The sequence below is a fragment of the Streptomyces sp. NPDC057950 genome, assembly GCF_042887295.1.
Lineage (GTDB): Bacteria > Actinomycetota > Actinomycetes > Streptomycetales > Streptomycetaceae > Streptomyces > Streptomyces kaempferi.
Map to the genome: position 1 here is coordinate 105,674 of NZ_JBHVPP010000001.1, position 15,364 is coordinate 121,037.

The 15,364-nt window shown below is 73.0% G+C and carries 14 protein-coding genes and 1 pseudogene; 5 read left to right on the forward strand and 10 right to left on the reverse strand.

Going from position 1 to position 15,364, the window contains the following annotated elements; genetic code table 11:
• Positions 1-27: 27 nt before the first annotated feature.
• Positions 28-813 (forward strand): annotated as a pseudogene (locus ACFVTC_RS00490) (DMT family transporter); the annotation flags it as partial.
• Between the two features lie 120 nt (positions 814-933).
• Here ACFVTC_RS00490 and ACFVTC_RS00495 read toward each other — a convergent pair.
• Positions 934-1,764: an alpha/beta fold hydrolase gene (locus ACFVTC_RS00495; protein WP_390122421.1), complete on the reverse strand. Its 831-nt coding sequence runs from the start codon at positions 1,762-1,764 to the stop codon at positions 934-936.
• A gap of 259 nt (positions 1,765-2,023) precedes the next feature.
• Between ACFVTC_RS00495 and ACFVTC_RS00500 the strand changes: the two genes are divergently transcribed.
• Together ACFVTC_RS00500 and ACFVTC_RS00505 are read left to right on the forward strand one after the other, a co-directional pair.
• A complete protein-coding gene (locus ACFVTC_RS00500; protein WP_390122423.1) occupies positions 2,024-2,908 on the forward strand; it encodes an RNA polymerase sigma-70 factor in 885 nt (294 codons plus the stop codon).
• A 250-nt stretch (positions 2,909-3,158) separates the two neighbouring features.
• Complete coding sequence (locus tag ACFVTC_RS00505; protein ID WP_390122425.1) at positions 3,159-3,920, forward strand: GntR family transcriptional regulator; 762 nt, start codon at positions 3,159-3,161, stop codon at positions 3,918-3,920.
• A gap of 156 nt (positions 3,921-4,076) precedes the next feature.
• On the opposite strand, the gene ACFVTC_RS00510 is transcribed toward ACFVTC_RS00505, so the two are convergent.
• From ACFVTC_RS00510 to ACFVTC_RS00520, 3 genes are all read right to left on the reverse strand, one after another.
• Complete coding sequence (locus ACFVTC_RS00510) at positions 4,077-5,234, reverse strand: ROK family transcriptional regulator (protein WP_390122427.1); 1,158 nt, start codon at positions 5,232-5,234, stop codon at positions 4,077-4,079.
• Between the two features lie 99 nt (positions 5,235-5,333).
• The gene (locus ACFVTC_RS00515; RefSeq protein ID WP_390122429.1) at positions 5,334-5,996 is read right to left on the reverse strand and encodes a response regulator; all 663 of its coding nucleotides are present in this window, start codon (positions 5,994-5,996) and stop codon (positions 5,334-5,336) included.
• A gap of 124 nt (positions 5,997-6,120) precedes the next feature.
• Positions 6,121-7,269, reverse strand: coding sequence for a sensor histidine kinase (locus ACFVTC_RS00520; RefSeq protein WP_390122431.1), 1,149 nt, complete (start codon positions 7,267-7,269; stop codon positions 6,121-6,123).
• Positions 7,270-7,377: 108 nt separating this feature from the next.
• Here ACFVTC_RS00520 and ACFVTC_RS00525 point away from each other — a divergent pair, with 108 nt between their 5' ends.
• Positions 7,378-8,313 carry an ABC transporter ATP-binding protein gene (locus ACFVTC_RS00525; RefSeq protein WP_390122433.1) on the forward strand — a complete coding sequence of 312 codons (936 nt, stop codon included), beginning with the start codon at positions 7,378-7,380 and terminating at the stop codon, positions 8,311-8,313.
• A gap of 2 nt (positions 8,314-8,315) precedes the next feature.
• Complete coding sequence (locus ACFVTC_RS00530) at positions 8,316-9,041, forward strand: ABC transporter permease (RefSeq protein WP_390122435.1); 726 nt, start codon at positions 8,316-8,318, stop codon at positions 9,039-9,041.
• Positions 9,042-9,151: 110 nt separating this feature from the next.
• On the opposite strand, the gene mug is transcribed toward ACFVTC_RS00530, so the two are convergent.
• From mug to ACFVTC_RS00560, 6 genes are all read right to left on the reverse strand, one after another.
• Positions 9,152-9,709, reverse strand: a complete 558-nt coding sequence (mug, locus tag ACFVTC_RS00535; RefSeq protein ID WP_390123714.1) for a G/U mismatch-specific DNA glycosylase — start codon at positions 9,707-9,709, stop codon at positions 9,152-9,154.
• A complete protein-coding gene (purB, locus tag ACFVTC_RS00540; RefSeq protein WP_390122437.1) occupies positions 9,706-11,148 on the reverse strand; it encodes an adenylosuccinate lyase in 1,443 nt (480 codons plus the stop codon). The genes mug and purB overlap by 4 nt, the downstream gene beginning before the upstream one ends.
• A gap of 86 nt (positions 11,149-11,234) precedes the next feature.
• The gene (locus tag ACFVTC_RS00545) at positions 11,235-12,017 is read right to left on the reverse strand and encodes an SGNH/GDSL hydrolase family protein (protein ID WP_390122440.1); all 783 of its coding nucleotides are present in this window, start codon (positions 12,015-12,017) and stop codon (positions 11,235-11,237) included.
• Positions 12,018-12,237: 220 nt separating this feature from the next.
• Entirely contained in the window at positions 12,238-13,251 is a 1,014-nt protein-coding gene (locus ACFVTC_RS00550) for a hemolysin family protein (RefSeq protein ID WP_390122442.1), read from the reverse strand.
• On the reverse strand, positions 13,248-14,576 hold the full coding sequence (locus ACFVTC_RS00555) for a hemolysin family protein (RefSeq protein ID WP_390122444.1): 1,329 nt from the start codon (positions 14,574-14,576) through the stop codon (positions 13,248-13,250). Before ACFVTC_RS00555 ends, ACFVTC_RS00550 begins: the two co-directional genes overlap by 4 nt.
• 206 nt (positions 14,577-14,782) lie before the next feature.
• Positions 14,783-15,208, reverse strand: coding sequence for a GNAT family N-acetyltransferase (locus ACFVTC_RS00560; protein WP_390122446.1), 426 nt, complete (start codon positions 15,206-15,208; stop codon positions 14,783-14,785).
• Positions 15,209-15,364: the final 156 nt, after the last annotated feature.

Sequence of the window (15,364 nt, forward strand, 5' to 3'; positions counted from 1 at the left end):
ACCACGGCGCTTCGTAGCGTCACCGACATGAACGCCACCACCAGGGGGTCGCTGCTCGCCGCCCTCGCCTGTGTCCTCGTCGGAGGCTCCTTCACCGCCAACAGCGTCCTGGGCCACTACCCGTACGCGGGGGGCCAGTTCCTGCGCTACGGGCTCGCCTGCGCGCTGCTGCTGCCCCTGGCCGGCCGCAACGGCACGGCACCGCTGCGCCGGCTCGCGCCCCGGCAGTGGGGCCGGCTGGCGCTGCTCGCGGCCGTGGGCATGGTCGGCTTCAACCTCGCGGTGCTCGCGGCGGAACGCACGGCGGAACCGGCCGTCCCAGGGGTCTTCGTGGGCTGTGCGCCGGTCGTCGTGGCCGTGTTGCTCCCCCTCGCCGAGGGGCGCCGCCCGCGGCGCCGGGTCCTGTACGGGGCGACGCTCGTCGCGCTCGGCGCCTGCACGGTCCAGGGCTGGGGCCGTACCGACGGCGCGGGCATCGTGTGCTCCGTGTGCGCGCTGGCAGGCGAGGTGGGGTTCGCGGTCCTCGCCGTGCCGGTGCTGCGCCCCCTGGGCCCACGGCTCCTGTCGGCCACCGTGTGCGGGATCGCCGCGTTCGAGTCCGCGGCGGCCGGGATCCTCGCCGGCGGGCGCGGATGGCTGCGGCCGCCCGACGCCGCCGAGGCCACCGCGCTGCTGTGGCAGGCGGTGGTGGTCACGGTGGTCGGCTTCGTGGCCTGGTACATGGGCGTGCAGCGCATCGGCGCGGAGCGCGCCACGCTCTTCTCCGGCCTCATCCCCGTCGTGGCGGCCTGGACGGCGCCGCTCGTCGGTACGGGCACGTACGGTGCCGCGCAGGCCGTCGGCAGCGTGCTGGTCGGTACGGGAGTGGCCCTGGGCTCCGGAGCACGGGGGATCCGTGCCGGGAAACGCGCCCCTGCCGCCGGCGCGCCGTGTTCAGCGGCTGCCGTCCAGGATGACGCGGGCGACGAGCGCGGGGTCGTCGTTCATCGGGACGTGCCCGCAGCCGGGCAGCCGTACCAGCCGGGCCCGCGGAATGATCCGCTTGGCGCGGATCCCCTGACGGCGCACCAGCAGCCGGTCCCGGGTGCCCCAGGCCACGGTGACGGGCAGTCCCGGGACGTCGTCGGTGAACCGGACGTCGATACCGGCCCGCAGTGTCTCGGCGAATCCCTCGGCGTGGGCCAGCGCGAGGGTCTCGGCGACGACCGCCTCGGGTGAACGGCGGCCGGGCCGGGCGTAGATGGTGCTGGTCAGGGCGGCCCGCCCGACCACGGAGCGCGAGAGACGTTCGACCGCCGGAAGCGGCAGGCGTCGCGCACCCTGCCGCATCGCCATCAGCACTCCGAACGCGTACCGCCGCTCGGCCGTCGTCCAGAAACCGGCGGGCGACAGCGCGGTGACGGACCGTACGAGCTTCTCGCGGCCCAGTTCGAGGGCCAGGAGTCCGCCCAGCGAGTTGCCCGCCACATGCGGCCGGTCGAGCTCCAGCGCCTCGCACAGCGCGCCGAGCACGGGGACCACCGTGCCGAGGCCGTGCGTGAGCCCGTCGGGCAGGGCCGGGGACGCGCCGAATCCGGGCAGGTCGACGGCTATCACCTCGCGCTCGGCGGCCAGGATGTGGACGACCGGGTCCCAGGCCTGCCGGTGGTGACCGATGCCGTGCAGCAGGAGCAGCGGTTCGCCGGTGCCCACGCGCGCGTAGGACATGGTCACGGTCTTCGGGCCGTGCGCGGAGGGGAGGTTGAAGGAGACCGTGGCGGACATAATGCTGCTCCTCGTCTGGTGGCACGCTGTCGGATCCGACGTCGTAGACAGCTTGTCAGCAACTGCTACCGGCGGGTAGCCCCCGAAGGCCGGGAACCGCGCGACACCCGCGCGCGTGCCCCGCCCTCACGCCGCGCCCACCCCTCGTACGCCCGTCAACTCCCCCCCGCATGCGCACGGATCACCCTCCCGTCGCTCCGCGCGGGGCACAGGCACGTGCCGCCTGGACAGGACGGGACGCGTCGGCTGGGATGGAGCCGTGACCACCGACACCGCGACCGAGGTCTTCGAAGAACACCGTTCCGTCCTCATGGGCGTCGCCTACCGCATGCTGGGGCGGGTGGCCGACGCGGAGGACGTGGTCCAGGAGGCGTGGCTCCGCTGGTCGGGCGCGGACCGGAGCGAGGTCCGCGAACCGCGCGGCTACCTGGTGCGCGTCACCACCCGGCTCGCCATCGACCGGCTGCGCCAGGTGCAGTCGCGCAACGAGGCGTACGTGGGCCCGTGGCTCCCCGAACCGTACGTCACCGACTTCGGGGACGCCGTCGCGGACACCGCCGAGCGGGCCGTGCTCGCCGACTCCGTCTCGCTCGCCGTCCTCGTCGTCCTGGAGTCCCTGTCCCCCCTGGAACGCGCGGTGTTCGTGCTCAGGGAGGCATTCGGCTTTCCGTACGCGGAGATCGCCGCCGTTCTGGACCGAGGCGAGCCGGCGGTGCGCCAGCTCGCCGGGCGGGCCCGCAAGCACGTCGGGGAAAGGCGCCCGCGCTACGAGGTCGACCCGGCCGAACGCCGTGATCTGACCGAACGGTTCCTCGCCGCGGCGGCGGAGGGGGACCTGGCCGGGCTCATGTCCCTGCTGGCCCCGGACGTCCGGCTGGTCGGCGACAGCGGCGGTCTGTCCAAGGCGCCGCTGCGGGTCATCGAAACGGCCGACAAGGTGGGCCGCTTCCTCCTCGGCGCCGCACGGAAGGGCGCCGCCGACCTCTCCTTCCGCCTCCTGGAGCTCAACGGCGGCGCGGCGGTACTGGCGCTGTCCGGGGACAAGCCCGACAGCGTCTTCCAACTCGACGTCGTGGACGGCCGGATCGAGTGCGTCTACATCGTGCGCAACCCGGAGAAGCTGGTGTCCCTGGGCAACCAGTAGTCGCAGCGGCCCCTTACCAGCCGAAAGCCCCCGTTCTGCGGACGGGGGCTTTCGGCGTCATGTCACGAACATCGCCCGGCGCGAACGGTCCGTGAACGCTCCGCGGCACCCGCCTATGCAATGCGTAAGGGATCCAGGATTGGTCTTGACCAAGGGTGAGGGCGGCTTTATGGTCGCAGAGATAGTGCAGGAACCTTTAATAAACAAGGGCGCTAAACGCCGCCGGGCCACGGCGATTGCGGAGGACAGGGTGGGGACCACGCAGCTGGAAACGGTGCCGGAGCCTAAGTACTGGCATCTCAGGACAGTGCTCAGTGAGGCACTGGACTCCGAGTTCTCGGTGGGGGAGATCCTGCCGAACGAGCGCGATCTCGCGGCCAGGTTCGGGGTCGCCCGGGCCACTCTGCGCCAGGCGCTCGAACAGCTCGAGCTGGAAGGGCGTCTGCAGCGGCGCCGCGGAGTGGGCACCACGGTGGCCCCGCCGCGCGTGGGCGTGGCCGTCGGATCCGAGCAGCACGTGTGGCCGGGGGCGGTCGGTGACGCCTGGCAGCCCACGGACTGCGCGACGGCGGTTCCGCCCGCCTCGGTGGCCGACGCCCTGGGGACGGGCCACGACGTCGAGGTGCACACCATCCGCCGCTCCCGGGGTACGCACGGCCAGCCGGTGGCCGCCGAACTGCTCTACGTCCCGGCGTCCTCGGTGCCCGACCTCTCGGCGATAGACGCGCCGGCGGGGGCGGCACGCGCGCGTGCCGTGCTGCGCGAACTGCAGCGCCTCGACCTCGACGGCCAGGACCGCGCCGTCGAGCTCGGCTCGGCCCGCGCGGACGACGCCAAGGAGCTGGACCGCCTGCCCGGAGCACCCGTCCTGGTCGTCACGACCCGGTTCCACGCGCGGGGTCGTACCGCGGCGGTCTCCGTGGCCACGTACCGCGCGGACACCTGCCGGCTGACCTTCGGGGACTCCGGCGGCGTGGAGATCCACCACGACCCGGAGCGCCGGGCCTCCTGAATTCCTGAAGCTCGGGCTGCCGCCGAGCCGTAGCCGTCGCGCCCCGGACACTCCGGGGCGCGACGGCTTTTCGTCAACCGGGCCTCGCCGACCGGTCTTCGGCGTGGGGCCCGGCGTGCGGTCCCCGGCGTCGGGCCGGGCGACGCCGAGCGACCCTCAGCGGCGTGCCGTCACGGTCCCCTCCACCGCGAACAGCTCCTCCTCCACATGGTCGAGGGCCAGCCGCAGTGCACCCGTCGCGATGGCGGCGTCGCCCAGGAGGGAGAGCGTCACCTTGGGCGGCCGCAGACAGTAGCGGGCCAACTCGCGCCGCAGCGGCTCCAGTACGCCGTCCAGGCCGGCCGCCCAGCCGCCGATCACGACGAGTTCGGGATCGAGGGCGAGGGCGAGGGCCGCCACGTCGTGCACGAGCCGCTGGATGAAGCGGTCGACCGCCGCGCGGGCCCGCTGGTCGCCGCCCTTGGCGAGCGCGAAGACCTCGGCGACGGCCTGCTCGTCGAGCGGGTGCAGCGGCTCGTCCGTGGTCGACAGCAGCGTCTCGGGGGTCGCCTCGCTGCCCAGCAGATGCAGCGCCCCGATCTCTCCGGCGGCGCCCCCGTATCCCCGGTGCAGCCGACCGCCGATCAGCGAACCCGCGCCGGGGCTCAGCCCGGCCAGCACGAACACCATGTCGTCCGACTCGGTCGCCGAACCCTTCCAGTGCTCGGCGACCGCCGCCGCGTTGGCGTCGTTCTCCACCAGCACCGGGCACTTGAAGGAACGGCTCAGCCGCTCGCCCAGCCGCAGCCCCGTCCACTCCGGCAACGCCGTGCCCAGCCGTACGGTGCCGTCCGCCTCGACGATCCCGGGGCTCCCCACGCCCACCGCGCGCAGTGAGCTGCGGGCGATGCCGGCCCGCCGCAGCAGCTCGGCGACCGCTGTACGCAGCCGGTCGAGCCGCTCGTCCGCCGGCGCCGTCTCGTCGACCTCCTTGGAGAGCGCGCCCAGGACGCGTCCGTCCAGATCGGCCAGGAGCACGCTGACGCGGTGCGGACCGATCTCCAGCCCCAGCAGATGACCCGCCTCGGCCCGGAACCTGAACCGGCGTGCCGGGCGCCCCTGGCGCCGGGCGGCGCCCTCCTCGGCCGCCTTCTCGACCACGAGTCCGGCCTCGATCAGCCCTTCGACGACGCCCTCGACCGTGGGTCGCGACAGCCCCGTCACCCGGGTGACCTCGGTGAGGGTCGCGCAGTCGGTGGCCCGCAGCGCGTGCAGCACCACCGCGGAATTGATCCTTCGCAGCAGAGAAGGGTCCCCGCCGGTCAACCGCCCCAACGTCCGTCCTCCCAGCTAGCGCGCGTGTTGGCCGGATCGTACTCGGCGCGGCGCGCTGCGGCGAGGGCCGGGGACCCCTTCGTCACCGGCGGGTCGTTCTCAGCCCGGGGCCACGAACCCCGACTCGTACGCCGCGATCACCGCCTGAGTGCGGTCCCGGGCGCCCAGTTTCGCCAGTACGGCACTGACATGCGACTTCACGGTCTCCGTGCCGACCACCAGCCGCGCCGCGATCTCCGCGTTCGACAGCCCTCGCGCCATCAGCCGCAGCACGTCCGTCTCCCGCTCGGTCAGCGCGGCCCGCTCCATGGCCGCCCGTGCCGCGGGACTGCCCGTGCCGTTCCCGTACGCGGCGGCCAACTGCCTTACGGACGCGGGGAAGAGCAGGGACTCGCCCTCGGCGACCAGCCGTACGGCGTGCACGATCTCGGCGGGCCGTGCCCGCTTCAGCAGGAATCCGTCGGCACCCGCGCGCAGCGCCTCGTAGACGTACTCGTCGTTCTCGAACGTCGTCACCACGAGGATCTTCGGTGGATCGCTGACGGTCCGCAGCACCGCCCGGGTGGCCTCGATGCCGTCCATGAGGGGCATGCGGACGTCCATGGCGACCACGTCCGGCCGCAGCCGCCGTACCAGGGGGATCACCGCGGCGCCGTCGGCCGCCTCCCCGACCACCTCGATGTCCGGCTGCGACTCCAGAACGGCGCGCAGCCCGGCCCGTACGAGGGGTTCGTCGTCGACGAGGAGAACGGTGACCGGCATCGGGCCAGCGTAGATCACGTCCTACGGACCGTCAGGGGCGCGGCCCGGCAACCGACCGGAGCACTACCGGAGCACTGTGCGCGGCCGGTGCCGTCCGGCACGGTTCAGTGGATGCCGACCGGGATCAGCGCAGCGGCAGGTCCACGCGCACCTGCCAGTCACCCGCGTCGGGTCCGGTTCGCGCCCGTCCGCCGAGCAGCGCCGCCCGCTCCCGTATCCCGCGCAGACCGCTGCCGCGGCCCGGCCCCGGTACCTCTCCGTTCAGCGGACTGCGGACCTCGAGGCCGAGGCTGCCGCCGTCGACCGCGATCCGCACCCGGACCGGCACACCGCCCGCGTGCCGCAGCACATTGGTGAGCGACTCCTGCAGGATGCGGTACCCCTCGCGGGACACCGGCCCCGGCACGGTCTCCAGCGGACCCGTCACCTCGGCGTCCACCGCCGCCCCCGAGGCGCGCGCCGAGTCCAGGAGCCGGTCGGCCTCGGTCAGCGTCGGTCTGCCGCTCGCCGGCCGCCCCGGCTCCCGCAGCACACCGAGTACCCGTTCGAGATCCTCCAGGGCCGCCCGGCCGGTGTCCTCGATGGCACCGAGGGCCCGGTCGGTGAACGCGGGGTCGCCGGCCGCCCGCGCGGCGCCCGCCTGCACCACCGCCACCGTCAGCGCGTGACCGATCGAGTCGTGCAGCTCACGGGCGATGCGCGTGCGCTCCAGAAGCTGCTCGGTGCGCTCCTCCAGGGCGGAGAGCCGCTCGGCGGGGGACGGACCGAGAAGACGGCGCGCGACGGCCGTGGTCAGCTCGCCGAGGCCGACCACCCCTCCGTAGAGGGCGAGCAGCGGGAACGGGACGAGGAGCGCGTAGGCCCAGTGCGGATGGGACACCGACACGACCGGGCCGTCGACCGGGCTCCACGCCGCCCTGAGCACGTCGACGGCGATCGCCGGCGCCCAGACGGACAGCACGGAGACCGCCACACTCATCACCATCCGCGCCTCCAGCCAGAGCACGGTCCGCCATCTGTCCCGCCACGTGGCCGAGGGCGTGACCGAGATGGCCGAGTCCTCGCTGTCGCGCGCCAGCATGTGGCGCGCCTGCACGCCCTCGCCGCGCCGCACGGCCGGGATCAGCCCCAGCGGGATCAGCAGCGCCGCGGGTACCCAGGGCTTCGACATGTCGATGAACAGCCACACGCTGACGAACAGCATGGGCACCCACAGATGCAGCAGGCGGGTGTACGTCGTCCCCCGGCACAGCGGGCGCAGAAGGCGGGCCATCGCGCCATCGTGCCAGGCGGCACGGGCGGTCGGCCTCCCCCGGGCGGGGGAGACGATCGCCACCCGCGGGGGAGGTGACGGCCGGTCAGCGACGGCCAAGCTGATCCCATGACCAGCATCGACGTCCAAGACCTGACCAAGGAGTACGGCGGCGGACGCGCCGTGGACCACCTCACCTTCCGTGTCCTCCCGGGCCGCGTCACCGGATTCCTCGGCCCCAACGGCGCCGGGAAGTCGACCACCATGCGGCTCGTCCTGGGCCTGGACCGGCCGACGTCCGGCAGCGCCCGTATAGGGGGCCGCGCCTACGCCGGCCTCCACGAGCCGCTGCGGCTCGTGGGTGCCCTGCTCGACGCGGGGGCCGCGCACGGATCGCGGACCGCCCGCGACCATCTGCGCGCGCTCGCCGCGAGCAACCGCGTCACCGAACGGCGTGTGGACGAGGTCCTCGAGGAGGCGGGACTCGCGTCGGTCGCGCGGCGCCGGGTGAGGACGTACTCCCTGGGCATGCGCCAGCGCCTCGGCATCGCCGCCGCGCTCCTCGGTGACCCGCCCGTGGTGCTGCTGGACGAGCCGTCGAACGGGCTCGACCCCGAAGGGATCATCTGGATCCGGGAGTTGATGCGCGGGATGGCCCGGGAGGGCCGCACGGTCCTCGTGTCCAGCCACCTCATGAACGAGACCGCGTCCTTCGCCGACCACCTCGTCGTCCTCGGCCGGGGCCGGCTCCTCGCCGACACGCCCATGCGCGAGTTCATCGACGCGCGCGTACAGCCCCGGGTACGGGTGCGCACCACGGAAGGGGCCGCGCTGGGCGACCTGCTGTCCCGGCACGGCATCGAGGCGGTCCAGGGGGAGGACGGACGCTGGACCGCCCTCGACGCCCGCGTGGACGACATCGGGCGCCTCGCGGCGGCCGCGAACCTGCCGATCCTCGAACTCGCGGCGGAGGAGGCGACGTTGGAGCAGGCATACCTGGATCTGACCGCGAACGAGACGGAGTTCGCCGGCAGACCGGCCCCGACGCAGCCTCAGGAGGCATGACCATGGCGTTCGTACCCGCGCTCCGCGCCGAGTGGATCAAGATCCGTACGCTGCGGTCGCTCGTCGGGGGACTCGTCGCCGTCCTCCTGGCCACCACGGCCTTCTCGGCGCTGGCCGGCCTCGACGACTCGGGGGACCAGGACTTCGACCCGCTGTTCTCGGTGTTCTTCGGCGTCAGCTTCGGGCAGATCGCGGCGATCACCTTCGGCGCGCAGGCGGTCTCGGCCGAGTTCCGGGGCGGCGCCCTGCGCGTCTCGCTCGCCGCGGTCCCCGACCGGGTGCGGTGGTTCCTCGCCAAGGCGGTGGCGATCGCCGGACCTGCACTGGTGACCGGTCTGGTCACAGGAGGTGCGAGCCTGGCCGTGGGCACCTCGGTGCTGGGAGACAGGGCGAGCGGGCTGAGCACGGGGGAGGAACTGCGCGGCGTCGTCGGCTGTGCCGTCTATCTTACGCTGATGGCCCTGTTCGCCGCGGGGCTCGCGGCCGTTCTGCGCAGCGGTGTCGCCACCCTGAGCATCCTCGTCCCGTTCCTCCTGATCGTTTCCTTCGTCGTCGGGGGAGCCTCGGGCACCGTGGCCGACTTCCTGCCCGACAGGGCGGGACAGGCGGTACTGCACGAATCGGCGGACGGCGGCCCGGGACCCTGGGCCGGGCTCGGGGTGACCGCGCTGTGGGCCGTCGGCGCACTGCTCGCGGGCGCGTGGAGTGTGCGCCGCCGGGACGCGTGACCCGGGACGTGTGACCCGGGGCGCGTGACACCGGGGCGCGTGACACCGGGGCGCGTGACTGGTGCGCGTGACGCGGCGAGTCGACGCCGCCGGGACGCGTGACCCGGCGACTAACCGTGCCGGTCCCCGGCGGCGGCCGACCGCAGGCGTCCGAACTCCTCCGCCATCGTCGCGGCCGTCCAGTGCGCGTTGAGCCCACTGGGATTCGGCAGCACCCACACCCGGCTGGACCCGATCGTGCGCTCCTGCGGGCCGATCGCCGCCCGGCGTTCGCCGAACGCCGACCTGTACGCGGTCACCCCCACCACCGCGAGCAGGCGCGGCCGCAGCCGCTCCACCTTCGCGACGAGCAGCCGGCCGCCCTCCCGGTACTCGTCCGGGGTCAGTTCGTCGGCCCGCGCCGTCGCCCGCGCCACCACGTTGGTGATGCCGAGCCCGTACGACAGCAGTTCGTCCTGTTCCGAGGGCTTCAACAGACGGGGTGTGAAGCCCGACAGGTGGAGCACCGGCCAGAACCGGTTGCCGGGTCGGGCGAAATGATGGCCCGTGGCGGCCGTCATCAGACCGGGGTTGATACCGCAGAACAGAACGTCGAGGCCGTCCGCGACGACATCCGGCACGAGCCGGTCGCGGGCGGCCTCCAGGTCCGCGGGGGTCAGCCGCGTCAGAGGATCGCCCCCGGCGTGTAGCCCGCGGCCTCCGGGTGCTGCTTCACGATCTCCTCGATACGGCCGACGACGACGGCGACCTGGTCGGCGGCGGCGCCCGTGAAGGACAGCTTGTCGGCCATCAGCTCGTCGAGCTGCGCGCGGTCGAGCGGGATGCGTTCGTCCGCGGCGAGCTTGTCCAGCAGCTCGTTGCGTTCGGCGCCCTGCTCGCGCATCGCGAGGGCGGAGGCGACCGCGTTCTCCTTGATCGCCTCGTGCGCGACCTCGCGGCCGACGCCGGCCCGCACCGCGCCCATGAGGACCTTGGTGGTGGCGAGGAACGGCAGGTAGCGGTCGAGCTCGCGGGCGACGACGGCGGGGAACGCGCCGAACTCGTCGAGAACGGTGAGGAAGGTCTCCAGCAGACCGTCGAGCGCGAAGAACGCGTCGGGCAGCGCGACCCGGCGCACCACCGAGCAGGAGACGTCGCCCTCGTTCCACTGGTCGCCCGCCAGCTCACCGGTCATCGAAGCGTAGCCGCGCAGGATGACCATCAGACCGTTGACGCGCTCGCAGGAGCGGGTGTTCATCTTGTGCGGCATGGCGGACGAGCCGACCTGGCCCGGCTTGAAGCCCTCGGTGACCAGCTCGTGCCCGGCCATCAGCCGGATCGTCTTGGCCAGCGACGACGGGGCGGCCGCCAGTTGCACCAGCGCGGTGACGACCTCGTAGTCCAGCGACCGCGGATAGACCTGGCCGACGGAGGTGAAAGCCTGCGAGAAACCGAGGTGTCCGGCCACGCGCTGCTCCAGGTCCGCGAGTTTCGCCGCGTCCCCGTCCAGCAGGTCCAGCATGTCCTGCGCCGTGCCGACCGGGCCCTTGATGCCGCGCAGCGGGTAGCGGCCGAGCAGCTCCTCGACCCGGCCGTACGCGACGAGCAGCTCGTCGGCGGCGGTCGCGAAACGCTTGCCGAGGGTGGTCGCCTGCGCCGCGACGTTGTGCGAGCGGCCCGCCATGACCAGCTCGGCGTACTCGCCGGCGAGCTTGCCGAGCCGCGCCAGTACGGACACCGTGCGGTCGCGCATCAGCTCGAGCGAGAGCCGGATCTGCAACTGCTCGACGTTCTCGGTGAGGTCCCGGGACGTCATGCCCTTGTGCACCTGTTCGTGCCCGGCGAGGTCGTTGAACTCCTCGATCCGCGCCTTCACGTCGTGCCGGGTGACCTTCTCGCGCTCGGCGATCGACGCCAGGTCGACCTGGTCGAGAACCCGCTCGTAGTCGGCGACGGCGGCGTCCGGCACCTCGATCCCGAGGTCCTTCTGCGCCCGCAGCACGGCGAGCCAGAGCTGACGCTCCAGCCTCACCTTCTGCTCGGGGGACCAGAGCGTGGCGAGCTCGGCGGAGGCATAGCGTCCGGCGAGGACGTTGGGGATACGGGGCTTTGCGGGCGCGACAGTCACGTGTACGGATTCTACTGGCGGTTCCTGCAGGTCGGCGCCGGGGGGTTTGTCGGAGGAAGCTACGAAAGCGCCCCGGAACGGAACGCCTACCCCGGCGGACCCTCGTACGGCAGCAGCTCCGGCCGTTTGGCCGGGCGCCCGTCGCCCGACGAGCGGCCCGTGAGCCGTCGGCCTATCCACGGCAGGAGGTGCTGCCTGGCGAAGCGGACGTCGGCGGTGCGGCGGGCCGTCCAGCCGGGCGGCGCCGTGGGCGGCACCGGCGCGTGCCAGTCGGGGTCCTCCGCCGCGAGGCCGAGGGTCTGCCAGACCGCCTCGGCGACCCTGCGGTGCCCGTCGGCCGTCAGGTGCAGCCGGTCCACGTCCCACATCCGGGGATCGGAGAGCGACGGCGCCCCGTACAGATCGACGACCAGCGCGCCGTGCCGCTTCGCCAGGTCGTCGACGAGACCGAAGAGCTCCTCCATGCGCGGCCGGAACCGTTCGAGCACCGGGCCGTTGCGGCCCGGGCTGCGCATCAGGACGAGCTGCTCGCAGGCGGGGGCGAGCCGCTCCACGGCCTCCTCGAGCAGCCCGCGGACCCGCCCCATGTCGACCTTGGGGCGCAGGGTGTCGTTGAGGCCGCCGACCAGGGTGATCACGTCGGGCCGCATCGCGACGGCCACGTCCACCTGCTCGGCGACGATCTGCCCGATGAGCTTGCCGCGCACCGCGAGGTTGGCATAGCGGAAGCCGGGGGTCAGCGCGGCCATCCGGCCGGCCAGGATGTCGGCCCAGCCGCGGTACGAGCCGTCGGGCAACAGGTCCGACATGCCCTCGGTGAAGGAGTCGCCGACCGCGACAAGACTGGTGTAGGTGGCATTCGTCTGCATGGCGGAAAAGATGGTAACCCGCGCGCATACTCGTCGGTCGGTCGGGCCTCCCGGGTGCGGGGCCGACGGGCGGGCCCAGCGCGTCGGCCCCCGTCACACGGCTCCCGTCGCACGGCCCCCGATGTACGACGCGTGGGCACCCTCGCCCGTCCGCCCGTCCGCCCGTCCGCCCGTCCGCCCGTCCGCCCGTCCGCCCGCCCCGCGCCGACCGGCCGAGGCGTCACACCACCTGACCGAACAGCTCCCGCAGCACGTCCTCCATCGTCACCAGCCCCGAGAGACGTCCGTCGCTGCCCATGACCGCCGCGAGATGCGTCCGGCTGCGCCGCATCGCGGTGAGGACGTCGTCCAGCGGGGTGCTCTCCCGGACGCGCGCGATGGACCGCATGTCCGCCACCTGGAACGGCACGTCGCGCGGCACCGCGTCCAGCGCGTCCTTGACGTGCAGATAGCCGACGATGCGGCGCCCCTCGTCCACCACCGGGAAGCGCGAGAACCCGGACTCGGCGGACAGTCGCTCCAGCCCCTCGGGGGTGACGCCCACACTCGCGTACACGACGCCCTCCAGCGGGAGGACGACGTCGCGCACGGGCCGGCGCCCGAGCTCCAGGACGTCGTGCAGCCGCTCCTGGGCGCGGTCGTCGATGAGCCCGGCCGCTCCGGAGTCCTTGACCAGCCGGGCCAGTTCGTCGTCGGAGAAGGCCGCCGCGACCTCGTCCTTCGTCTCGACCCGCAGGAGTGCCAGCAGGCTGTTGGCGAAGGCGTTGACGGTGAAGATCACCGGACGCAGGGCGCGGGAGAGTCCGATCAGGGGCGGCCCGAGCACCAGCGCGGTGCGCACCGGCTCCGCGAGCGCGATGTTCTTCGGGACCATCTCGCCGAACAGCATGTGCAGATACGTCGCCAGGGTGAGCGCGATCACGAACGAGACCGCGTGACCCGCGCCCTGCGACACGCCCGCGGCGTGGAACACCGGCTCCAGCAGGTGGGCGATCGCGGGCTCGGCCACGATGCCGAGGACCAGCGTGCACAGGGTGATGCCCAGCTGCGCGGCCGCCAGCAGCGCGGACACGTGCTCCAGGCCCCACAGCACACTGCTCGCCCTGCGGTCGCCCCGCTCGGCATGGGGCTCGATCTGGCTGCGGCGCACCGAGATCAGCGCGAACTCGGCACCCACGAAGAATGCGTTCACGACCAGCGTCGCCAGGCCGATCAGCAGTTGTACGGCGGTCATCGCGTCCCTTCCTCGTGGTGGTCGAGCGGTGCGTGCAGCAGCACCCGTGCGGCCCGCCGCCCCGAGGCGTCCACCACCTGGAGCTGCCACCCGGCGACCTCGACGCTGTCCCCGACGGCCGGAATGCGGCCGAGTTCGGTCGCGAGGAAGCCGGCCAGTGTCTCGTACGGGCCGTCCGGGACGCGCAGCCCGAGGCGGGCCAGCTGGTCCGTGCGGGCCGCCCCGTCGGCCGAGTACAGGCTGCGCCCCTCGCTGTCGGCGTCGGCCGGTGCGAGGTCCGGGGTCTCGTGGGGGTCGTGCTCGTCGCGGACCTCACCGACGACCTCCTCGACGATGTCCTCGAGGGTGGCGACCCCGGCCGTGCCGCCGTACTCGTCGATGACGACGGCCATGGTGCGCTTGCCGGAGAGCCGGTCGAGCAGCCGGTCGACGGTCAGCGACTCCGGTACGAACAGCGGCTCGCGCATGATCTGGGAGACGGGGGTGCGGACCCTGCGTTCGGCGGGCAGTGCCAGGACGTCCTTGATGTGCGCGATGCCGACGACGGCGTCGAGACTGCCGCGGTGCACCGGGAAGCGGGACAGGCCGGTCGCCCGCGTCGCGTTCGCCACGTCCTCGCAGGTCGCCTGGAGGTCCAGCGCGATGACCTGGACGCGCGGGGTCATCACGTTCTCCGCGGACAGGTCGGCGAGGTTCAGTGTGCGCACGAACAGCTCCGCGGTGTCCGCCTCCAGGGCGCCCTGCTTCGCGGAGTGCCGGGCGAGGGCCACCAGCTCCTGGGGCCCGCGCGCGGAGGCGAGCTCCTCGGCGGGTTCGAGGCCGAAACGGCGTACGACACGGTTCGCGGTGTTGTTGAGATGCGTGATGAACGGGCGGAACGCGGCGCTGAACCAGCGCTGTGGCGTCGCCACCCGCCTGGCCACGGCGAGCGGCGCGGAGATCGCCCAGTTCTTGGGCACCAGCTCGCCGACGACCATCAGGAAGAGGGTCGACAGCGCCGTACCGATGACCAGGGCCACCGACATCGACGCGGAGGGGGAGATCCCGGCCGACTCCAGGGGCCCGGCGATGAGCTTGGCGATCGACGACTCGGAGAGCATGCCGACGACCAGATTGGTGACGGTGATGCCGAGCTGGGCGCCGGAGAGCTGGAAGGTGAGGTTCCGTACGGCCTTGAGGGCGCCCGCGGCGCCGCGCTCGCCGCGTTCGACGGCACGCTCCAGCTCGCTGCGCTCGACCGTGGTCAGCGAGAACTCCGCCGCGACGAAGGCGCCGCAGGCCAGCGAGAGCAGTACCGCCACCAGCAGGAGGAGTACTTCGGTCATCGGGTCACCTCCGTCCCATGATCGGCCAGGGTCGGGGGGATCGCGCGATGTCGGGTACCGGGAGGTTCGCCCATGGGCGGACGCTCACACCTTTCACTGAACCGACTGAGCCGGCCGAGCCGACGCAGCCATTGGAGGATGTGGTGATCTGACGATCCTCCAATGGTAAAGGATGAGCAAAGAGTCCCTCCCCCGGGGGGCGGGTCCTAGCCGACGAGCGGTTTCACCCACCGTCGCCATGCCTCCTCCGGCGCGTACCCGGCCGCCCGCCACGCATGCTGCGCGGTCTCGTTCCGTCGCAGCACCATCGCGTCCCCGCGCCGCCCCCCGAGCCGTACGAACCGCTCCTCGGCCGCGGCGAGCAGCGCCGAGCCGATCCCGAGCCGCCGTCGCCCGGGACGGACCGCCAGGCGGTACAGATGGCAGCGCCAGCCGTCGAAACCCGCGATCACCGTCCCCACGAGTTCTCCCTCCCGCTCGGCGAGGATCAGCGCCTCGGGGTCACGGGCGACCAGCCGCTCCACGCCGTCCCGGTCGTCAGTGATGCTCGTGCCCTCGGCGGCGGCCTTCCAGAAGGCCAGCACGGCGTCGAGGTCCTCGGGCGTCGCGGGCCGGATCATCAGGTCGGTCATGCGCCGATCCCATCACGCGCCCCGAGGGGCGACCCGGAATTCCACGATCTGGGACGCCATGATCCGGACGGCCCCGAGGGCAGGCCGCAGGACGGCCACAAGGGCAGGCGGCGGCCCACGGCGCGAGGACGGACAGGCCGCGGCCCACGCCGCGAG

Coding starts and splice junctions, on each gene's coding strand:
- ACFVTC_RS00495 (WP_390122421.1), bottom strand. CDS start 1,764: ATGTCCGCCACGGTCTCCTTCAACCTCCCCTCCGCGCACGGCCCGAAG.
- ACFVTC_RS00515 (WP_390122429.1), bottom strand. CDS start 5,996: ATGCCGGTCACCGTTCTCCTCGTCGACGACGAACCCCTCGTACGGGCC.
- ACFVTC_RS00520 (WP_390122431.1), bottom strand. CDS start 7,269: ATGGCCCGCCTTCTGCGCCCGCTGTGCCGGGGGACGACGTACACCCGC.
- ACFVTC_RS00525 (WP_390122433.1), top strand. CDS start 7,378: ATGACCAGCATCGACGTCCAAGACCTGACCAAGGAGTACGGCGGCGGA.
- ACFVTC_RS00530 (WP_390122435.1), top strand. CDS start 8,316: ATGGCGTTCGTACCCGCGCTCCGCGCCGAGTGGATCAAGATCCGTACG.
- ACFVTC_RS00545 (WP_390122440.1), bottom strand. CDS start 12,017: ATGCAGACGAATGCCACCTACACCAGTCTTGTCGCGGTCGGCGACTCC.
- ACFVTC_RS00550 (WP_390122442.1), bottom strand. CDS start 13,251: ATGACCGCCGTACAACTGCTGATCGGCCTGGCGACGCTGGTCGTGAAC.
- ACFVTC_RS00555 (WP_390122444.1), bottom strand. CDS start 14,576: ATGACCGAAGTACTCCTCCTGCTGGTGGCGGTACTGCTCTCGCTGGCC.
- ACFVTC_RS00560 (WP_390122446.1), bottom strand. CDS start 15,208: ATGACCGACCTGATGATCCGGCCCGCGACGCCCGAGGACCTCGACGCC.